General features: G+C 70.7%; 15 protein-coding genes, 1 tRNA gene and 1 pseudogene. 12 read left to right on the top strand and 5 right to left on the bottom strand.

Annotated elements, in window-relative coordinates; translation table 11 throughout:
* The first annotated feature begins 125 nt into the window (after positions 1–125).
* The 5 genes from iolC to mmsA are packed head-to-tail and all read left to right on the top strand — an operon-like array spanning position 126 to position 6,464.
* Entirely contained in the window at positions 126–1,178 is a 1,053-nt protein-coding gene (gene iolC, locus ABZV38_RS12450; RefSeq protein WP_356326749.1) for a 5-dehydro-2-deoxygluconokinase, read from the top strand.
* Positions 1,175–2,062, top strand: coding sequence for a deoxyribose-phosphate aldolase (locus ABZV38_RS12445; protein ID WP_356326748.1), 888 nt, complete (start codon positions 1,175–1,177; stop codon positions 2,060–2,062). Before iolC ends, ABZV38_RS12445 begins: the two co-directional genes overlap by 4 nt.
* 31 nt (positions 2,063–2,093) lie before the next feature.
* Positions 2,094–3,038, top strand: a complete 945-nt coding sequence (gene iolB, locus ABZV38_RS12440; RefSeq protein WP_356326747.1) for a 5-deoxy-glucuronate isomerase — start codon at positions 2,094–2,096, stop codon at positions 3,036–3,038.
* Positions 3,035–4,945, top strand: coding sequence for a 3D-(3,5/4)-trihydroxycyclohexane-1,2-dione acylhydrolase (decyclizing) (gene iolD / locus ABZV38_RS12435; protein ID WP_356326746.1), 1,911 nt, complete (start codon positions 3,035–3,037; stop codon positions 4,943–4,945). The genes iolB and iolD overlap by 4 nt, the downstream gene beginning before the upstream one ends.
* Before the next feature lie 19 nt (positions 4,946–4,964).
* Positions 4,965–6,464, top strand: a complete 1,500-nt coding sequence (mmsA, locus tag ABZV38_RS12430; protein WP_356326745.1) for a CoA-acylating methylmalonate-semialdehyde dehydrogenase — start codon at positions 4,965–4,967, stop codon at positions 6,462–6,464.
* A gap of 67 nt (positions 6,465–6,531) precedes the next feature.
* On the opposite strand, the gene ABZV38_RS12425 is transcribed toward mmsA, so the two are convergent.
* The 4 genes from ABZV38_RS12425 to ABZV38_RS12410 form a co-directional block, all read right to left on the bottom strand.
* Positions 6,532–7,131: a CU044_5270 family protein gene (locus ABZV38_RS12425; protein WP_356326744.1), complete on the bottom strand. Its 600-nt coding sequence runs from the start codon at positions 7,129–7,131 to the stop codon at positions 6,532–6,534.
* On the bottom strand, positions 7,092–7,811 hold the full coding sequence (locus ABZV38_RS12420) for an RNA polymerase sigma factor (protein ID WP_356326743.1): 720 nt from the start codon (positions 7,809–7,811) through the stop codon (positions 7,092–7,094). The genes ABZV38_RS12425 and ABZV38_RS12420 overlap by 40 nt, the downstream gene beginning before the upstream one ends.
* 641 nt (positions 7,812–8,452) lie before the next feature.
* Positions 8,453–8,547 (bottom strand) — tRNA-OTHER (locus ABZV38_RS12415).
* 216 nt (positions 8,548–8,763) lie between these two features.
* Positions 8,764–8,922: a hypothetical protein gene (locus tag ABZV38_RS12410; protein WP_356326742.1), complete on the bottom strand. Its 159-nt coding sequence runs from the start codon at positions 8,920–8,922 to the stop codon at positions 8,764–8,766.
* Between the two features lie 36 nt (positions 8,923–8,958).
* Here ABZV38_RS12410 and ABZV38_RS12405 point away from each other — a divergent pair, with 36 nt between their 5' ends.
* Positions 8,959–9,588: a cysteine hydrolase gene (locus tag ABZV38_RS12405; protein ID WP_356326741.1), complete on the top strand. Its 630-nt coding sequence runs from the start codon at positions 8,959–8,961 to the stop codon at positions 9,586–9,588.
* A 296-nt stretch (positions 9,589–9,884) separates the two neighbouring features.
* Here ABZV38_RS12405 and ABZV38_RS12400 read toward each other — a convergent pair whose 3' ends face one another.
* Entirely contained in the window at positions 9,885–10,667 is a 783-nt protein-coding gene (locus tag ABZV38_RS12400) for a helix-turn-helix transcriptional regulator (RefSeq protein ID WP_356326740.1), read from the bottom strand.
* On the opposite strand from ABZV38_RS12400, the pseudogene ABZV38_RS12395 reads away from it, so the two are divergent.
* The 6 genes and pseudogenes from ABZV38_RS12395 to ABZV38_RS12370 form a co-directional block, all read left to right on the top strand.
* A pseudogene (locus tag ABZV38_RS12395) lies at positions 10,664–11,098 on the top strand (DUF4291 domain-containing protein); the annotation flags it as partial. The gene ABZV38_RS12400 and the pseudogene ABZV38_RS12395 sit on opposite strands and share 4 nt — an antisense overlap.
* Before the next feature lie 130 nt (positions 11,099–11,228).
* A complete protein-coding gene (locus tag ABZV38_RS12390) occupies positions 11,229–12,047 on the top strand; it encodes a maleylpyruvate isomerase family mycothiol-dependent enzyme (protein WP_356326739.1) in 819 nt (272 codons plus the stop codon).
* Positions 12,048–12,170: 123 nt separating this feature from the next.
* Entirely contained in the window at positions 12,171–14,927 is a 2,757-nt protein-coding gene (locus ABZV38_RS12385) for an alpha/beta fold hydrolase (protein WP_356326738.1), read from the top strand.
* Positions 14,924–15,799 (top strand): ABC transporter permease, encoded by an 876-nt coding sequence (locus tag ABZV38_RS12380; protein ID WP_356326737.1) that lies wholly within the window; start codon positions 14,924–14,926, stop codon positions 15,797–15,799. The genes ABZV38_RS12385 and ABZV38_RS12380 overlap by 4 nt, the downstream gene beginning before the upstream one ends.
* 139 nt (positions 15,800–15,938) lie before the next feature.
* Positions 15,939–17,552: a von Willebrand factor type A domain-containing protein gene (locus ABZV38_RS12375; protein WP_356326736.1), complete on the top strand. Its 1,614-nt coding sequence runs from the start codon at positions 15,939–15,941 to the stop codon at positions 17,550–17,552.
* 100 nt (positions 17,553–17,652) lie between these two features.
* Entirely contained in the window at positions 17,653–18,111 is a 459-nt protein-coding gene (locus ABZV38_RS12370) for a DUF1772 domain-containing protein (RefSeq protein ID WP_356326735.1), read from the top strand.
* Positions 18,112–18,170: the final 59 nt, after the last annotated feature.

Here is an 18,170-nt window from a genome sequence, read left to right as displayed (position 1 = left end):
ACTCCCGGCCTCGGGAGACGGGTGTCAAGGCTTCGTCCTTATGTCCGGACAAAATGTTGACAGCGTTCCGGAGAGAGGGCTAGACCTGGGGGCAGCCGCTCCGGTCGCCGGTCGAAGGGATGCGTATGCCTGAGATGTACGACGTGATCACCATGGGGCGGATCGGGGTCGATCTCTACCCGCTTCAGACCGGTCTGCCGCTGGCTCAGGTCGACACATTCGGAAAGTTTCTCGGCGGCTCACCGGCCAATGTGGCCGTCGCGGCGGCCCGGCTCGGCAGGCGGACGGCGGTGGTGACGCGCACCGGCCGGGACGCGTTCGGGGACTATCTCCACCAGCAGCTGCGGGAGTTCGGGGTGGACGACCGGTGGGTGACACCCGTGGACGCGTACCCGACGCCGGTGACCTTCTGCGAGATCTTCCCGCCGGACGACTTCCCGCTCTACTTCTACCGGCAGCCCAAGGCGCCCGATCTGGAGATCCATGAAGCGGAACTCGACCTCGACGCGATCCGCGCGGCCCGGGTCTTCTGGATGACGGGCACCGGCCTGTGCGCGGAACCGAGCCGCACGGCGACGCTGGCGGCGCTGCGCGCCCGGAGCGAGGCCCAGGAGCGGTCCCGCAGTGAGCAGGGACCCGGCCCCGGCCCCCTCACGGTCTTCGACCTGGACTGGCGTCCGATGTTCTGGGCCGACGACCCCGGGCGCCTCGGTGCGGACCACCCCGTCCACCCCACCGCCTCCGCCCGCTACCGCGAGGCCCTCGCGCACGCCACCGTTGCCGTCGGCAATCTCGACGAGTGCGAGATCGCCACGGGAGAGCGCGAGCCGTACGCGGCCGCCCGCGCCCTGCTCGCCGCCGGGGCCGAACTCGCCGTCGTCAAGCAGGGCCCCAAGGGCGTCCTCGCCGTCCACCGCGACGGCACCGTCGCCGACGTCCCGCCCCTGCCCGTCGAGGTCGTGAACGGTCTCGGCGCCGGAGACGCGTTCGGCGGTGCGCTCTGCCACGGGCTGCTCGCCGGCTGGGAGACGGAGCGCGTGATGCGGTACGCCAACGCCGCCGGTGCCATCGTCGCGTCCCGGCTCGCCTGTTCGCCGGCCATGCCGTTCCCGTACGAGGTGGAGGAGGCCCTCGTACGGGGCGCCGTCACCGCAGGTGAACCCGGAGCGGGCCCATGACGCCCGCCGCCTCCTGCGTCTCCGACCTCGTCCGGCTGCGCGTGCGCCACCCCGAGGCCGTCGCCGAGGCCGCCGCCCGGCGCCGACGGCGGCCCCTCGTCGGTGACAGCGGCCGCCTGATGATCATCGCGGCGGACCATCCGGCCCGCGGCTCCTTCGCCGTCGGCGGACACGAACTGGCCATGGCCAACCGGTTCGAGCTCCTGGAGCGGCTCTGCCTCGCCCTCTCCCGCCCCGGCGTCGACGGCGTCCTCGCCACCGCCGACATCCTCGACGACCTGCTGCTTCTCGGCGCGTTGGAGAACAAGGTCGTCGTCGGCTCGATGAACCGCGGCGGACTCGCGGGCGCCTCCTTCGAACTCGACGACCGCTTCACCGGCCACCGCCCCGACGACCTCGCCCGGCTCGGCTTCGACGCGGGCAAGCTGCTGCTGCGTATCGACTACGACGACCCCGGTTCCCTCGACACGATGCATGCCACCGCCCGGGCGATCGACGCCATGGCCGCGCACCGGCTGCCGGTCTTCGTCGAGCCGTTCCTCTGCCGCCGTGTCGACGGCAAGGTCCGCAACGACCTCGGTGCGGCGGCGGTGACCACGTCGATCGCCATCGCCTCGGGGCTGGCCGGCACCTCCGCGTACACCTGGCTCAAGGTCCCCGTCACCGAGAACCCCGACGACATGGCGCGCGTGATGGAGACATCGACGCTGCCTGCCGTGCTGCTGGGCGGCGAGGTGGGCGGCGACCAGGAGGGTGCGTACGAGAAATGGCGCAGGGCGCTCCGACTCCCCACCGTCCAGGGGCTGGTGGTAGGGCGGTCGTTGCTCTATCCGGTCGACGGCGATGTGGCCGGAGCTGTCGACACGGCCGTGGCGCTGCTGTAGCGAAGGAGCAGGGACGGGTAGGGGAGAGGACATGACTACGGACAACGACGAACATGTACGGGACCGGCCGTCGCACGAGCGGCATCTGCCCGCCGGCAGCGCGGCGGACGGACCGTATGCCCTGGACATCGACCCGAAGCGGGCCGGATGGGACCGGTCGAGCCTGCGCGTGCTGGAGCTGCGGCCAGGTGGTGTTCACACACTCGTCACCGGGGAGAGCGAATGGATCGTCCTGCCGTTGACCGGTGGCTGTACGGTGCACACCTCAGGTGAGATCTTTGAACTGCTGGGCCGGGAAAGCGTGTTCAGTGGAGTTTCCGATTTCGCCTACGTACCGCGTGACGCCCATGCCCAGATCTCCTCCGGCGCCGGAGGCCGCTTCGCCCTGGCAGGAGCGAAGTGCGAGCGACGACTCCCCGCTCGCTACAGCCCCGCGCCGGAGGTACCCGTCGAGCTGCGCGGCTCCGGGAACTGCTCGCGACAGGTCAACAATTTCGCCGCCGCCGACACCTTCGACTGCGACCGGCTGATCGCCGTCGAGGTCCTCACACCCGGCGGCAACTGGTCCTCGTACCCGCCGCACAAGCACGACGAGTACCGCCCCGGCGCCGAGTCCGTCCTCGAAGAGATCTACTACTTCGAGATCGAGGAGAACCGGGGCAGGCCCGGCCTCGCCTACCACCGCGTGTCCCCGTCCCGGCCCGGCGGTACGGATGTCCTCGCCGAAGTCCGCAGCGGCGACGCCGTCCTGATCCCCGACGGCTGGCACGGACCGTCCATCGCCGCTCCCGGCCACACCCTCTACTACCTCAATGTGATGGCGGGCCCGGGGGAGAAGCGGGAGTGGCTGATCAGCGACCACCCCGACCACGGCTGGATCCGCGACACCTGGCCCGCCCAGCCGGTCGACCCCCGGCTTCCGCTCCACGGACTCTCCGGCACGTCCGGACTCTCCGGTCAGGAGGCACCTCGATGAGCACCCGCAGGCTCACCACCGCCCAGGCCCTGGTGTCCTTCCTCGCCCGCCAGTACACCGAGCGCGACGGCCTGCGGCAGCGACTGATCAGCGCCACGTGGGGCATCTTCGGCCACGGCAACGTCGCCGGAATCGGCCAGGCGCTCATGGAGACCGGGGCCGCCGCGCCCGGAGCCGTGTCCCCCCGGTCCGCCATGCCCTACTTCCAGGGCCGCAACGAGCAGTCCATGGTGCACGCCGCCGTCGGCTACGCCCGCCAGTCCGGCCGCCTCTCCGCGCACGCCGTCACCACCTCCATCGGCCCCGGTGCCACCAACCTCGTCACCGGCGCCGCCCTCGCCACCATCAACCACCTCCCCGTCCTCCTCCTCCCCGGCGACATCTTCGCGACCCGCCCCGCCGACCCCGTGCTCCAGCAGCTCGAAGTCCCGTCCGCGGGCGACCTCTCCGTCAACGACTGCCTGCGCCCCGTCTCCCGCTACTTCGACCGGATCACCCGCCCCGAAGCGCTCGTTCCGGCCGCACTCCAGGCCATGCGGACCCTCGCGGACCCGGCGGAGACCGGCGCCGTCACCCTCGCGCTGCCGCAGGACGTGCAGGCGGAGGCGTACGACTGGCCGGAGGAGTTCTTCGCCGAGCGCGTCTGGCACGTACGCCGCCCCGCACCCGATGCCCACGAACTGGAACGGGCGGTACGGGCCGTGCGCACCGCCCGCCGGCCGCTGATCATCGCAGGCGGCGGGGTCCATCACAGCGCGGCCGAGGAGACTCTCGCCGCGCTGGCCGCCGCCACCCGGATTCCCGTCGCCTCCACCCAGTCCGGCAAGGGTTCGCTGCGCCACGACCACCCCGCCGACGTCGGTGGCATCGGCCACACCGGCACCGCGACCGCCGACGAACTGGCCCGTACCGCCGACCTGATCATCGGCATCGGCACCCGCTATTCCGACTTCACCACCGCCTCCGCCACCCTCTTCTCGAACCCGGCGGTCCGCTTCCTCAATCTCAACATCACCGGCTTCGACGCCCACAAGCTCGCCGCGCTCCCGCTCGTCGCCGATGCCCGCACCGCTCTCGAAGCGCTGACCGAGGCCCTGAACGAGCGCAACTACCGTGTCGACCCGGCCTACGAGACCGAGTACACCGACGCCAAGGAGTGCTGGGAGCAGCGCGTCGACACGGCATTCGCCGCGGACGACCCGGCGGCGCGGCCCACCCAGGCCCAGGTCCTCGGCCTCCTCGACACCCTCGTCACCGACGACGACATCCTGATCAACGCCGCGGGCTCGCTCCCCGGCGACCTGCACCAGCTGTGGCGGACCCGCTCCCGCAGCCAGTACCACGTCGAGTACGGCTACTCCTGCATGGGATACGAGATCCCGGCTGCGATCGGCGTACAGCTGGCCGCCCCCGGCCGGCCCGTCTGGGCGCTCGTCGGCGACGGCACCTACCTCATGAACCCCACCGAAATCGTCACCGCCGTGCAGGAGAACCTGCCGGTCAAGGTCATCGTCCTGCAGAACCACGGCTACGCCTCGATCGGCGGCCTCTCCGAGTCGGTCGGCGGCGAACGCTTCGGTACGGCCTACCGGCAGCGCGCCGCCGACGGCAGCTTCACCGGCCCCCCGCTGCCCGTGGATCTCGCGGCCAACGCCGGCTCCCTCGGCATGCGGGTGCTGCGCGCCAAGACCGTGCGTGACCTGCGCGAAGCCCTCACCGTCGCGCGGACCTCGGACCGTCCCACTTGTGTCTACGTCGAGACCGAAACGGCAGACACAGTGTCGGGCCCCCCTCCGGCGCAGGCGTGGTGGGATGTTCCTGTAGCCGAAACGGCCACCCGCCCGTCGGCGGTCAAAGCCCGGGAAGACTACGACCGGCAAGTCGCAGCCCGACGCCGCCACCTCTGAAGGCCTGAAGGAGTACGTAATGAAGACTGTCAACCACTGGATCGGTGGCAAGACCGTCGAGGGCACGTCGGGCAACTACGGCCCGGTCACCGACCCGGCCACCGGCGCCGTCACCACCCAGGTCGCACTCGCCTCCCTCGAAGAGGTCGACGCCGCGGTCGCCGCCGCGAAGGACGCGTACGTGACGTGGGGCACGTCCTCGCTGGCCGCCCGCACCGCCGTCCTGTTCCGCTACCGCGCCCTGCTCGACGCCCGCCGCGACGACATCGCCGCGCTGATCACCGCCGAGCACGGCAAGGTGCACTCCGACGCCCTCGGTGAGGTCGCCCGCGGTCTGGAGATCGTCGAGCTGGCCTGCGGCATCACCACCCAGCTCAAGGGCGAGCTGTCCACCCAGGTCTCCAGCCGGGTCGACGTCTCGTCGATCCGTCAGTCGCTCGGTGTCGTCGCGGGCATCACGCCGTTCAACTTCCCGGCGATGGTGCCGATGTGGATGTTCCCGCTGGCCATCGCCTGCGGCAACACGTTCGTGCTGAAGCCGAGCGAGAAGGACCCGTCGGCCGCCAACCTGCTGGCCGAGCTGGCCGCCGAGGCCGGACTGCCGGACGGCGTGCTGAACGTGCTGCACGGCGACAAGGTCGCCGTCGACGGACTGCTGAACCACCCGGACGTCGCCGCGGTCTCCTTCGTCGGCTCCACCCCGATCGCCCGCTACATCCACGCCACCGCCTCCGCCAACGGCAAGCGCGTCCAGGCGCTCGGCGGTGCGAAGAACCACATGCTGGTCCTGCCGGACGCGGACCTCGACGCCGCCGCCGACGCCGCGGTCTCCGCCGCGTACGGCTCCGCCGGGGAGCGCTGCATGGCCATCTCCGCGGTCGTCGCGGTGGGCGCCATCGGTGACGAGCTCGTCGCCAGGATCAAGGAGCGCGCCGAGAAGATCAAGATCGGCCCCGGCAACGACCCGGCGTCCGAGATGGGCCCGCTGATCACCGCGGCCCACCGCGACAAGGTCGCCTCGTACGTCACGGGCGCGGCGGCCCAGGGCGCCGATGTCGTCCTCGACGGCACCGGCTACACCGTCGAAGGGTTCGAGGACGGCCACTGGATCGGCCTCTCCCTCCTCGACCACGTGTCCACCGACTCGGACGCGTACAAGGACGAGATCTTCGGCCCGGTGCTGTGCGTCCTGCGCACCGAGACGTACGAGGAGGGCGTCGCCCTCATGAACGCCTCGCCGTTCGGCAACGGCACCGCGATCTTCACCCGCGACGGCGGCGCGGCCCGCCGCTTCCAGCTGGAGATCGAGGCCGGCATGGTCGGCGTCAACGTGCCGATCCCGGTGCCGGTGGGCTACCACTCCTTCGGTGGCTGGAAGGACTCGCTCTTCGGCGACCACCACATCTACGGCAACGACGGTGTGCACTTCTACACCCGCGGCAAGGTCGTCACCACCCGCTGGCCGGACCCGGCCGACGCCCCCGCCGGTGTGGACCTGGGCTTCCCCCGCAACCACTGATCCGTACCGCACCGAGGCCCCGGCCGCACCCGCAGCCGGGGCCTCGGTGGTTCCCCCATCCGGCGGGTCAGCGGGCCGCGTCGGTGAGTTCCAGGCCGCGCTGGTCGACGACGGCACGCCGCAGGATCGCGTTGCTGCCGAACAGGGTGGTGGGCCTGGTCCCCTTTCCGGCCTTGGTGATGTAGGACCGTGAGCCGAGGTATTCGAAGCTGCGGCTGTCGAAGATCCATTCGCTGCGGGTCGCCGAGGCGGCGTCCTCGCGGGTGATGCCGATCCCGTGGCGCCCGGCGGCGTCGACCGCGTCGGGGCTCTGGATCACGCCGGGGATCTTTGCCACGGCCTTGTAGAGGGCAGCGGAATTCCGGGGCGGCATGATCGTTTCGTCCAGCAGGGTGCCGATCTGCTCGAAGACGGCCTGGTCCTTCGACTCCCCCCGGTCCACCCGGGTCTGGGCGTAGAGCAGTTCGAGCAGGGCGTCGGGGTCGGTGGGCAGGGAGGCCAGCCACTTGTACGTGGGCCGCTGGATGCCCGGACCGATGGCGCCGGTGTCGTCCGAACCGTCCGCACCGGCGGTCTCGATGGCGAGGTCCTGCCCGGACATGGGAACGCCCTTACCGGACTCCCGGATCATGCCGATATTGGTGACGGCGGTCGGGTCCTGCGACATCCAGACTTCCCGCTTGTGCGGGGACCCGAACTCCACGGGCCCCCGAAGGTGCCCTCGTTCGCGCGCACAAGGCTCCTGACGTAAACGAACTGACCGTCCTTGACCGCAGTCGTACCGGTCTTCATGGACGCCTCGGCGATCCGGTTCTCCTCGCTGAGTCGGCTGAGCCTGGCGCGGGCACGCGACAGGCGGGAACGCACTGTGCCGACGGCGACGGCGACGGCGACGCCGAGGGCCTCGGCGGTCTGCGCATAGTCCAGCCCGGACCAGACGCACAGTGCGAGCACCTCCTGCTCCTGTCGGCGCAGCCTGCTCAAGGTGCCGTGGACCGCGGCGAGCCGGCGGGTGTCGTCGATCCGGCCGGCGGTCTCCTCCGCGAAGTCTGCCACCGGCGGCGGGGCCGGCCGGCTGGCGAGGAAGGTGAGCCGCCGGCGCAGGCTGCGGTTGGCGTTGTGCGACTTGTGGGTCGCGATGCCCAACAGCCATGGTTTGAGGGATCCGCCGTCCGGCGCCAGCTGTTCCCGGGTACGCCACGCGGCCAGGAAGGTTTCGGACATGACTTCCTCGGCGGTCGACCAGTCACTGGTCAGCCGGAGTGCGTGGTTGTAGACCGTGCGCGCGTACTCCTCGTACAGGTCGGCGAACGCCTGGCGGTCGCCCGCCCGGATGCGCGGACGCATGGAGTCCCTTTGTTCTGTATGTCTCACACTCTCTACCTCTCCGCGGACCCTGCGGAGTTCCTGTGGCCTGGGTCATGGACGCGTGAGGCGGCTCGCGGAAACCCGGCCGGGCTGCTCGCCGTCTAGAGATGGCCAGTTGACGTGCCCCTCCCGTGCCCGTTTGGGTCTTCTCTGCGGTGGCGGCTTTGACGCTCGGTCAGCTCCCAGATGCCCACCAGGCCGCCACCAAGGCCCAGCGCGCTCCGCAGCAGGAAAACGGTGGTGTGCACAGGGAGCCGGTCGGGAAACAGCGGGGAACAGCGGTCGCTGGCGGACAACGCTCACGAGAACGGCCCCTGACCGACTTACCTAGCTGGGCAGCAGGAGTCAGAGGTCACGCTTTCCAGGGCCTGACCTCAGGTGGTCACAAGATCAACTGGCATCACTGGTTGACAGCAACGTGAGCGAACAGCCCCGATTGATCGCGAATTCAAGCAGGCCAGTGAGCGAGCAAGAGTCGACTCCACCGCAGGTGACAGACCGCGCTGCGTGCCCGATGGATCGGGGAACCACGGGGAGCAGCGGTCGATCACGGCGAGCACGAACGTGAACGGCCCCTGACCAACTTGGCTGGTCAGGGGCCAACTTCATCGCTGTACCTGCGGAGGCGGTGGGTTTTGAACCCACGGTGACATCACTGCCACGACGTTTTTCAAGGTCGATAGCAGCTTGACTCGCCCATTGAGACTTCGCCGCCCTGCAGTCAGTGGCCCCGCTCCACCGGTGACTGCCTTGCAGCTGCGGTATAGCAGCGAAACACAGCAACCGTTGAGACGACAGCCGACCGCCACCAGTCCCCGTCGTCCGACTGACCAGCAGAACAGCTCCGCGAACGCCCGGCCCGTAGCTCGCCTCGAGAGCCCAAGCCACGGTACCCGGGCGGTGCCACTCTCGTGCCAGAACCGACGGGGACTCACGGGGAACCGGGGTGCGCAGGGGCGAGTTCGGCCGGACTCTGCCCAAGGTAGGGAATCCGCAGGTCACACGCCAGCTCGACGATGTGCTCGGCACGCTCCAGCAGGTCACGGTTGCGGCCAGCTGCGGCGGCGTGCGGGTAGTGGACGGCGGGCATAGCATCGACCCAGGGGGCGATCTGATGGAGGCTTCCGTGACCAAGACGCCCTACGAACCAGGACGGGTCGGACTACTCCTGATCGACACCGTCAACGACATATTCGCCGAGAAGGGCAAGGCGTACGCGAACTTCAAGGAAGAGTTCGACAGGATCGGCACTTTCGAAAACGTCAAGCTTCTTCTGGCGGGTGCCCGGGAGCAGGGGTTGCCGGTGTTCTTCGCGCCGATGTCCTACACCGAGGAGGACTACACCTCCTGGAAGCACCTGTCCGGCATCCACCGCGAGATGTTCGACAACCGCCTGTTCGAGGCGGGGAGCTGGGGCGCCGAATTCCACCCCGAGCTCTCACCCGCCAAGGGCGAGGTTGTTATAACCCCGCACAAGAACATCGACGTCCTGGCCAACACGGACCTGGAGGTTCAGCTGCGCCAACACGATGTCGAGTACATCGCCATCGCCGGCATGATCGGCACGCTATGCGTGGAGTCGACCGCCCGCAGCTGCATGGAACACGGCTATCACGTGACCACCTTCACCGACGCGACCGCGGCGGCTGGTGGCCGGGCGGCCTATGACGCGATGGTGCTGCGCTATCCGGCCATCTCCCACGCCACGCTCACCGTCAACGATTTCCTCGCTGCCGCGGGCAAGGCGGAAGGCTGAGTGCGAAACGGTCGGTCGGAGGCGCATCGCTGCCGCATCCCGCTCTCGGTGACGACGTGAGGCGCACCTGGCGCCGGGGTCGGCCGACAGTTCGGCGTCCAGTCCGATCCGGCGAGCCGTCTCCACCAGCAGCAGCCCACCGACCTGCGCAGCGACGCCGCCGTGGCCTTGGAAACGGACAGGCGGCTTCTTTCCTGCGGCAAATGCGCCTTCGACAAGCCCCATCGCACCAGCTCACAGGGGCATTCCGCCGCGTTCAGGGCCCTCATCAGACCCTCGGTCGTGAAAGCGCGAAGCTAGTGCGTGCGCTTGGTCGTCGTCGCGTCGGGGTGCGCCATCAGCCGGCCGATCCGATCGGCACTCTCTTGGTCCGTCGGCGTGAAGACGATCATTCTGTGCTGGGGAGCGCCGGTCACCGCGAGGTAGTTAGTGGTCACCCGTATGTCGCCGACCGACGGGTAATGGAAGACCTTGATCCAGGCGGCCTCGGGGTCGGCGACGTCGTGGCGTCCCCGCACCTCGACGAACTCGGGGCTGGCCGAGCTCAGCTCCCGGATGAACTGCTCCCACGTTGGCGCGCCCACGTGCCGCCCGTAATTGGCCAGCAGCATCGCCACCATCTCCGTGAGCTCCCGGTGCCGGTCGGTGACCTGGTCGCAGGTGCCCGGCGCGGCGAAGAGGGACCATAGCGCGTTCCGCCGGCTCGCCGGGTCGCGTAGCAAATCGGGGAACATCACTCCGAACGCCGCATGCATTGCTACGTCGCAGCGGCCGCTGTACAGGGCAGCAGGCAGCGCGGCGAGCGCGTGCAGGATCGTCTGCACTTCTCGGATCAGCGAAGAGGCGAGGGATTCGTCCGCGCCGTCCGCCGACGCGCCGGCGAGCTGGAAGAGGTGCTCGCGCTCGGCCCGGTCCAGCCGGAGGGTGCGTGCGATCGCCTCGAGCACCTGTTCGCTGGCGTTGATCGGCAGTCCCTGCTCCTGCCAGGTGTACCAACTGACTCCCAGCCCCGCGAGCTGTGCCACCTCCTCGGGCCGCAGGCCTGGTGTGCGGCGGCGAGGGCCTGGCGGCAGGCCCACTTTTCCTGTGGATGATGTACCGCTGCGGCTGGGCCACGAAAGAGGGACAGGAGACGGTCCTGGCCGTCGAGATCAGCCGTGAGGGCTTCGACTGGGCGCTGAACAACGCCGAACTCTCGTGCTACGTCAGAGGAGTTCACCCGGACCGGGCGACCTGGCAGCGCAACCTGCGCAGGTCCCCGGCCCGCGTCCAGTGGGACCCCGAACGCGACCTTCACCTCACCCCGCTCCCGCACCGATCGCTCCAACTCGGGCTCGGCGGCGAAGCGGCACGGCGGTACGCGGACGAGTGGACGGTGTCGATCCTCGACGTCACCCCCCTCGTCCGGGAGATCCACACCCATGTGCGGGCCGGCCGGCTCGACGAGGCGACGGCGCTGCTCCCGGCCGAGTCGCCCTACCGCACGGACGTCATGCCTCCGACCGGCTGAACCACCCCGAACTCCCCGGATTGCTGCCCCGGTGGCTACCCTCGCCGACGCGGGCTGGCATTCTGCACGGACCCGCCGGACCTTCGACCGTGAAGGCCGGTTCATGGCAGCGGGACAGAGGGAGACAGCCGTGGAACCAACGCCTGCCCAGGAGCGGCGAGACGCGCTCCCCGAGGGACTTGCCGAGGCGGTACACGACACCGCCGAGGAGATAGCGGCGCTGCTGCGCGGCCGTACGGACACGGGCATCCCGGTCCCCGGATCCACCTGGACCCTCGGCGAGGCAGCAGCCCACCTGGCGCAGGCCAATGAGCTGATGGCCGAGGTCGCGGCCGGCCATGACCGCCCGTACGGGGACGGTACGCCGCAGAGCCTGGCGGCGGCCAACGAGCGCGCCCTCGCCGGGTTCGACGAGCGTGGGGCCGATGCGCTCGCCGAGATGATCGTGGCGCAGGCCGACGCCTTCCTCGAGGTGGCGGACCAGCGCCCGTTGGGCGAGACCGTGATGACCCCTCTGGGCCCGATGGATGTGGCCACCCTCGGCTCCTACCTGCTCACGCACATGCTCGGCCACGGCTACGATCTCGCCCGCGCGGTGGGCCGTCCGCACATGCTCGACCGTGCCCGGGCCGAGCTGTCCATCCCCTTCATGATCACGAGCATGCCGCGGGTGGTCGCCGCCGCCGCTGCCGGGCTGAACGCGCGCTTCGCGATCCGCCTGCGGGGTGGACAGCGCTTCGGTGCGACCTTCACCGACGGAGCGCTGACCGTCAGCCCGGGGCCGTTGAGCCGCCCGGACTGCACCATCCTCATCGAACCGGTCACCTTCCTGCTGATCGCACTCGGCCGCTGCGATCCGTGGGGCGCCATGGCCCGCGGCCGCGTGCTCGCCTGGGGCCGCAAGCCCTGGATGGCCCCCCGCTTCCCGACCCTGTTCACGGCACCCTGAGAAACACGCGTCCGGCATACCGCGTACGGAGTACGGCGGGGGAGGACCGTACGTCTCAAGGAGGCCCGGCAGTTCCCCCTTCCGGCAGCCCGGGAGCGCGGGGCGGGCGCTTAGGGTCGAGACATGCAGACCTCTGACTCCCGCCGGCGCCGATGGACCCGCGGACGCGGCCGGTGGGCGGCGGCCCTGGCCGCGCTCGTCGTGCTGGCGGGCGCCGGCACCTGGACCGCGGCGGCCGACGACAGTGCGCCCCTGGTGCACCGCGAGGACCGGATGATGCGGATGGACGGGGTGTCGATCGACACCTCGTACTTCACGTCCGGGGGTTCGGAGCGCCGGCCCGCCGTGCTGATCGGGCACGGCTTCGGCGGCTCCAAGAACGATGTGCGGGCGCAGGCCGAGAAGTTGGCCGGTGCCGGTTACGCCGCCCTGACCTGGTCGGCCCGCGGGTTCGGGAAGTCCGGCGGGGAGATCTCGCTCAACGCACCCGGTCGCGAGGTCAAGGACGTGTCCGGGCTGATCGACTGGCTGGCCCGCAGGCCCGAGGTACAGCTGGACGGCAAGGGCGACCCGCGCGTCGGCGTCACCGGTGCCTCGTACGGGGGCGCGGTCTCGCTCCTCGCCGCCGGGCACGACAAGCGAGTCGACGCCATCGCACCGGTGATCACCTACTGGAACCTCGCCGACGCGCTGTTCCCCAATGGGGTCTTCAAGAAGCTCTGGGCGGGGATCTTCATCACCTCGGGCGGCGGCTGCGACAGGTTCGAGAAGCAGCTGTGCGCCATGTACGAACGGGTCGCCGTCTCCGGGAAGCCGGACGCCGCCGCCCGTGCCCTGCTGGCCGAGCGCTCCCCGGCCGCCGTAGGCGACCGCATCAAGGTGCCCGCGCTCATCGTGCAGGGACAGACCGACTCCCTCTTCCCGCTCGGCCAGGCAGACGCCATGGCACACACCATCAGCGCGAACGGCGCGCCCGTCTCCGTCGACTGGATCGCGGGCGGGCACGACGGCGGGGACCTGGAGAGCGGGCGGGTCGAGAACCGCATCGGGAAATGGTTCGACCGGTATCTGAAGGAGGACAAGGGCGCCGACACCGGGCCCGGCTTCCGCGTCACCCGTACCGGAGGCATCGACTCCACCGATGGGGCCGTCCTCCTGCGCGGCGCCGGCAGCGACCACTACCCCGGGCTGTCGAGCGGCGACCGGCAGATCGCGCTCACGGGCGCGGGAGGCCGGCAGGAGATCCAGGGCCTGGGCGGGAGCGGCGGTCAGGACGGCACCCGGGACGAGGCAAACGGCGGCGCACAGGACGGCGCCCCGGCCGGCCGGCGGACGCAGACCTTCCGGAACCCGGCCGGCGCCAACCCGCCCGCCATCTCCGCCGTCCCGGGCGTCGGCGGCGGACTCGCCCAGCTCTCCACCCTCGGCGTCGGGCTCTCGCTCGACTTCCCCGGCCAGTACGCCCGCTTCGACTCCGCACCGCTCGGCAGCCCGCTGCGTATCACCGGCTCACCCACCGTCCGCGTGAAGGTGACGGCAGGGCAGGGTGACGCGGTGCTGTTCGGCAAGGTGTACGACGTGGCGCCGGACGGGCGGCAGCAGGTGCTGCCCGCCCAGCTCGTCACCCCCTACCGGATCACGCCCGCGCAGCAGAACAAGACCGTCGAGCTGACCCTGCCCGCCGTCGACCACGCGCTCGACGCCGGACACCGGCTCCGTCTCGTCCTCTCCGCCACCGACCTCGGCTACGCCTCACCGGCCGAGCCGACCACGTACACCGTCTCCCTCGACGGCCCGCTGACCGTTCCCACCGCACCCGCGGTGAAGACCGCGTCGGCCGGACTGCCGTGGTGGACCTGGGGACTTCCGGCCGCGGCCGCAGTCATCGCTCTCACGCTGCTGCTCACCGCACGCCGCCGCACCGCGACCCCGGCCCCGGACCCGGCGCTCGCCGACGTCCCCCTCCAGATCACCGACCTGTCGAAGAAGTACGCCAGGTCCGCCGACCGGTACGCGGTCAAGGACCTGTCCTTCCGGGTCGAGAAGGGTCAGGTCCTCGGGCTCCTCGGGCCGAACGGGGCGGGCAAGACCACCACCCTGCGGATGCTGATGGGGCTCATCGGCCCCGACGGCGGCGAGATCCGCGTCTTCGGGCACGCCATCCGGCCGGGCGCACCCGTGCTGTCCCGGGTCGGGGCATTCGTCGAAGGGGCGGGCTTCCTGCCGCATCTGTCCGGGCAGGCCAACCTGGAGCTCTACTGGCAGGCCACCGGCCGTCCCGCCGAGGACTCGCACATCGAGGAGGCCCTGGAGATCGCCGGGCTCGGCGACGCGCTGGCCCGCGCGGTGCGGACGTACTCGCAAGGCATGCGGCAGCGGCTCGCCATCGCCCAGGCCATGCTGGGCATGCCGGACCTCCTCATCCTCGACGAGCCGACCAACGGCCTCGATCCGCCCCAGATCCGCGAGATGCGGGAGGTGATGATCCGGTACGCCGCCGGGGGCCGGACCGTCATCGTCTCCAGCCATCTCCTCTCCGAGGTCGAACAGTCCTGCACCCACCTGGTGGTCATGGACCGCGGCCGGCTCGTCCAGGCGGGCCCGGTCGCCGACATCACCGGCTCCGGCGACACGCTGCTGATCAGTACCGCGGCGGAGGTGGCCGAACCGCTGGTGGACAAGGTCGCCGCGCTGCCGGGCGTCGGCTCCGCGGTCCGTACGGACGACGGGCGCGGGCTGCTCGTGCGGCTCGACGGTGCCACCTCGTCCTCCGCGCTGATCGCCGAACTCGTCCGGCTCGACGTGCCGTTGACCGGTGTCGGACCGCACCGCCGCCTGGAGGACGCGTTCCTCACCCTGATCTCCGGAGGCTCCGCATGAGTGCCGCAGTCGATGTCACCGAGGCCGCCGAGGCGCGCGGATACCGGGCGCGGCACACCCTGCCGCTGCGCGTCGAGGCCGTACGGCAGCTACGCAGGCGCCGCACCCTGCTGATGGGCGGGGTGCTGGCGGCCCTCCCGTTCATCCTGATCATCGCGTTCGCGATCGGCGGCACCCCGGACTCCCGGGGTGGCGGCGACCGGATCACGCTGATGGACACGGCGACCGCGTCCGCCGCGAACTTCGCCGCGACCTGCCTGTTCGTCTCCGCCGGGTTCCTGCTCGTCGTGCCGGTGGCGCTGTTCTGCGGGGACACCGTCGCCTCGGAGGCCAGCTGGTCGTCGCTGCGTTATCTGCTGGCGGCGCCCGTCCCCCGGGCCAGGCTGCTGTGGAGCAAACTCGTCGTGGCGCTCGGCTTCAGCCTGGCCGCGATGGTGCTGCTGCCCCTTGTCGCACTGGCCGCGGGAGCCGCCGCGTACGGTTGGGGGCCGCTCCAGCTCCCCACCGGCGGCGCGCTCGCGACCGGCGACACCGTGCCCCGGCTCGCGCTCGTCGTCGCGTTCATCTTCGTTTCCCAACTGGTTACCGCCGGGCTGGCGTTCTGGCTGTCGACGAAGACCGACGCCCCGCTGGGCGCAGTCGGCGGCGCAGTCGGGCTGACCATCGTCGGCAATGTGCTCGACGCCGTCACCGCACTCGGCTCCTGGCGTGAATTCCTGCCCGCGCACTGGCAGTTCGCCTGGGCGGACGCACTCCAGCCCGACCTGGAGTGGGGCGGCATGGCCAAGGGGGCGGCGATCTCGGTGACGTACGCCCTGATCCTGTTCGCGTTCGCCTTCCGGGGGTTCAGTCGTAAGGACATCGTGTCCTGACCTTGATGTTCCGCGGCGATTCGCGGCCTTCGCGCCCGCCGTTGCCGCATCGAGATTCATCCGCAACGTCTTCGTCTGCTCTTCGACGCCGCCCCGGACGTCACATTCACAAGTGCTGACACGACGTTGGGGGCAGGGAATGGAACGCCGGACGTACACAGGGACATACGCAAGGACGCTGGGTCTGTTGCTGGTGGGCGGGGTGCTGCTCACCGGCTGCGGGGGCGGGGGGAGCGCGAACGACTCGGCGGCCCACCGCAAGAGCGGTGCGCAAGAGACGAGCGGGGGCGGCCAGGTCGCTCCCGCGCCGGCCTCCGGTGCGTCGGACGACGGTGCGCAGAACGCGGAGGACGGGCGGCAGAAGCCCGTGGCGCCGGACTATCTGTCCACGTTCGCACTGGACGTGGACACCGCCAGTTACGGGTACGCGCGCCGCAAGCTCGCCGACGGCGACCTGCCGGGAGCGGAGACCGTACGGCCCGAGGAGTTCGTCAACAGCTTCCGCCAGGACTACCGGCGGCCGGCCGGCAACGGCTTCTCGGTGACGGTCGACGGGGCCCGGACGGACACCGGCGAGGGAGACGGTGCGCAGGCCGGTGACTGGTCGCTCGTACGGGTCGGTCTGGCCACCCGCGTCGCGGCCGAGCACGGCGAACGCCCGGCCGCCGCGCTCACCTTCGTGGTCGACATCTCCGGCTCGATGGCCGAACCCGGCCGCCTCGACCTGGTCAAGAAGTCCCTCTCCCTCCTCACCGACGAACTCCGCGACGACGACTCCGTCTCCCTGGTCACCTTCAGCGACGAGGCGAAGACGCTGCTGCCGATGACCCGGCTGCGGGACCACCGCGGAAGGATCCACGACGCCGTCGACTCCATGGAACCCACCGACTCCACCAATGTGGAAGCAGGCATCCGGCGCGGCTACGAGGAGGCGGTCGACGGCCACCGCGAAGGCGCCAACAACCGGGTCGTCCTGCTCTCCGACGCCCTCGCCAACACCGGCGAGACCGACGCCGACGCCATCCTCGAACGGATCGATGCCGCCCGCCGCGACTACGGCATCACCCTCTTCGGCGTCGGTGTAGGCAGCGACTACGGCGACGAGCTGATGGAACGCCTCACCAACAAGGGCGACGGCCACACCACGTACATCGCCGACGAGACCCAGGCGCGCAAGGTCTTCGTCGACCAGCTCCCCGCCCACATCGAGCTGCGGGCGCGTGACGCCAAGGCCCAGGTCGCCTTCGACCCGAAGACCGTCCAGCAGTTCAAGCTCATCGGTTACGAGGACCGGAAGGTCGCCGACGACGACTTCCGCGACGACAGCGTGGACGGCGGCGAGATCGGCCCCGGCCACACGGTGACGGCGCTCTACGCCGTACGGCTCCGCGACGGCGCCGCCGGGCATGTGGCGACCGCTACGGTGCGCTGGCTGGACCCGAAGACGCGGGCGCCGCACGAGCAGTCCGGATCGGTCGAGACCGGCGCGATCGACGGCAGGCTGTGGGGCGGCGACAGCGGCAAGCGGCTCCAGGTGGCCGCGGTGGCTGCGTACTTCGCGGAGGAGCTGCGCGGCGGCAAGCTGCCGGGGCAGCCGGGACTCGGCGAACTCGCCACGCGGGCGGCGGCGTTGGCGACCGACACGGAGGACAGCTCGGTGCGGAAGCTGGCGACCGCGATCGCCCGGGCGGACCGGCTGCGGGACGGCAGCGGATCGGACGGCGGGGGACAGCAGGAGGGCGAGATGGACTGACCGGCGGATAGCCCGGAGGGCGGGGAGCGGGGGCGGGCTGAGCGGCGGCCTTGCAGAAATGGCACCGCACAGTCCGCCCCGCCACGCCATGATGTGCGCCATGGCCTCCCTCCTGCTCGTGCTCGCCGCCCTCACAGCCGGCCTCTACGCCGGCTTCCTGGTGTGCTTCCTGATCGGGATCATGCCGGGCCTCAAGCTGCTGCCGGACGACCAGTTCGCCGCCGCGATGCGCCGCTTCAACGAGAAGGTGCCGGGGCCGGTGTTCCTCGTCCTCTTCCTCGGGGTGATCGCCTTCCCGGTCGCCGCCCTCGTCGTACCGGCCGACGGCCGGACGTCCGTCGAGTCCGGTCTCGTCGCGGGCGCCCTGGCCTGCGCGGTGCTCAGCCATCTCGTCACCGTGAGCGGCAATATCCCCCTCAACTCGGCGCTCGCGGCATCCGAGGGCGGTGACGACAGCGCGGCCCGCCGGGCCTTCGAGTCCCGCTGGAACACCCTCCACCGGATCCGCACCGTGCTGTCGACGGGTGCCTTCGCGCTGCTGGTCGCCGCGGCCGTGTAGAGCAGGCCAGGGAGTGTCCGGCGGATCATGCCGGGGCCGCGACGCCCGGCACCTCCCCA

Source organism: Streptomyces sp. NPDC005181 (assembly GCF_040608395.1).
Classification (GTDB): domain Bacteria; phylum Actinomycetota; class Actinomycetes; order Streptomycetales; family Streptomycetaceae; genus Streptomyces.
The sequence above is the reverse complement of the archived record's forward strand: the minus strand, read 5'-3'. Positions and strand labels throughout refer to the sequence as shown.

Coding starts and splice junctions, on each gene's coding strand:
- iolC (WP_356326749.1), top strand. CDS start 126: ATGCCTGAGATGTACGACGTGATCACCATGGGGCGGATCGGGGTCGAT.
- ABZV38_RS12445 (WP_356326748.1), top strand. CDS start 1,175: ATGACGCCCGCCGCCTCCTGCGTCTCCGACCTCGTCCGGCTGCGCGTG.
- iolB (WP_356326747.1), top strand. CDS start 2,094: ATGACTACGGACAACGACGAACATGTACGGGACCGGCCGTCGCACGAG.
- iolD (WP_356326746.1), top strand. CDS start 3,035: ATGAGCACCCGCAGGCTCACCACCGCCCAGGCCCTGGTGTCCTTCCTC.
- mmsA (WP_356326745.1), top strand. CDS start 4,965: ATGAAGACTGTCAACCACTGGATCGGTGGCAAGACCGTCGAGGGCACG.
- ABZV38_RS12425 (WP_356326744.1), bottom strand. CDS start 7,131: ATGTCGCAGGACCCGACCGCCGTCACCAATATCGGCATGATCCGGGAG.
- ABZV38_RS12420 (WP_356326743.1), bottom strand. CDS start 7,811: ATGCGTCCGCGCATCCGGGCGGGCGACCGCCAGGCGTTCGCCGACCTG.
- ABZV38_RS12410 (WP_356326742.1), bottom strand. CDS start 8,922: ATGCCCGCCGTCCACTACCCGCACGCCGCCGCAGCTGGCCGCAACCGT.
- ABZV38_RS12385 (WP_356326738.1), top strand. CDS start 12,171: ATGCAGACCTCTGACTCCCGCCGGCGCCGATGGACCCGCGGACGCGGC.
- ABZV38_RS12380 (WP_356326737.1), top strand. CDS start 14,924: ATGAGTGCCGCAGTCGATGTCACCGAGGCCGCCGAGGCGCGCGGATAC.
- ABZV38_RS12375 (WP_356326736.1), top strand. CDS start 15,939: ATGGAACGCCGGACGTACACAGGGACATACGCAAGGACGCTGGGTCTG.
- ABZV38_RS12370 (WP_356326735.1), top strand. CDS start 17,653: ATGGCCTCCCTCCTGCTCGTGCTCGCCGCCCTCACAGCCGGCCTCTAC.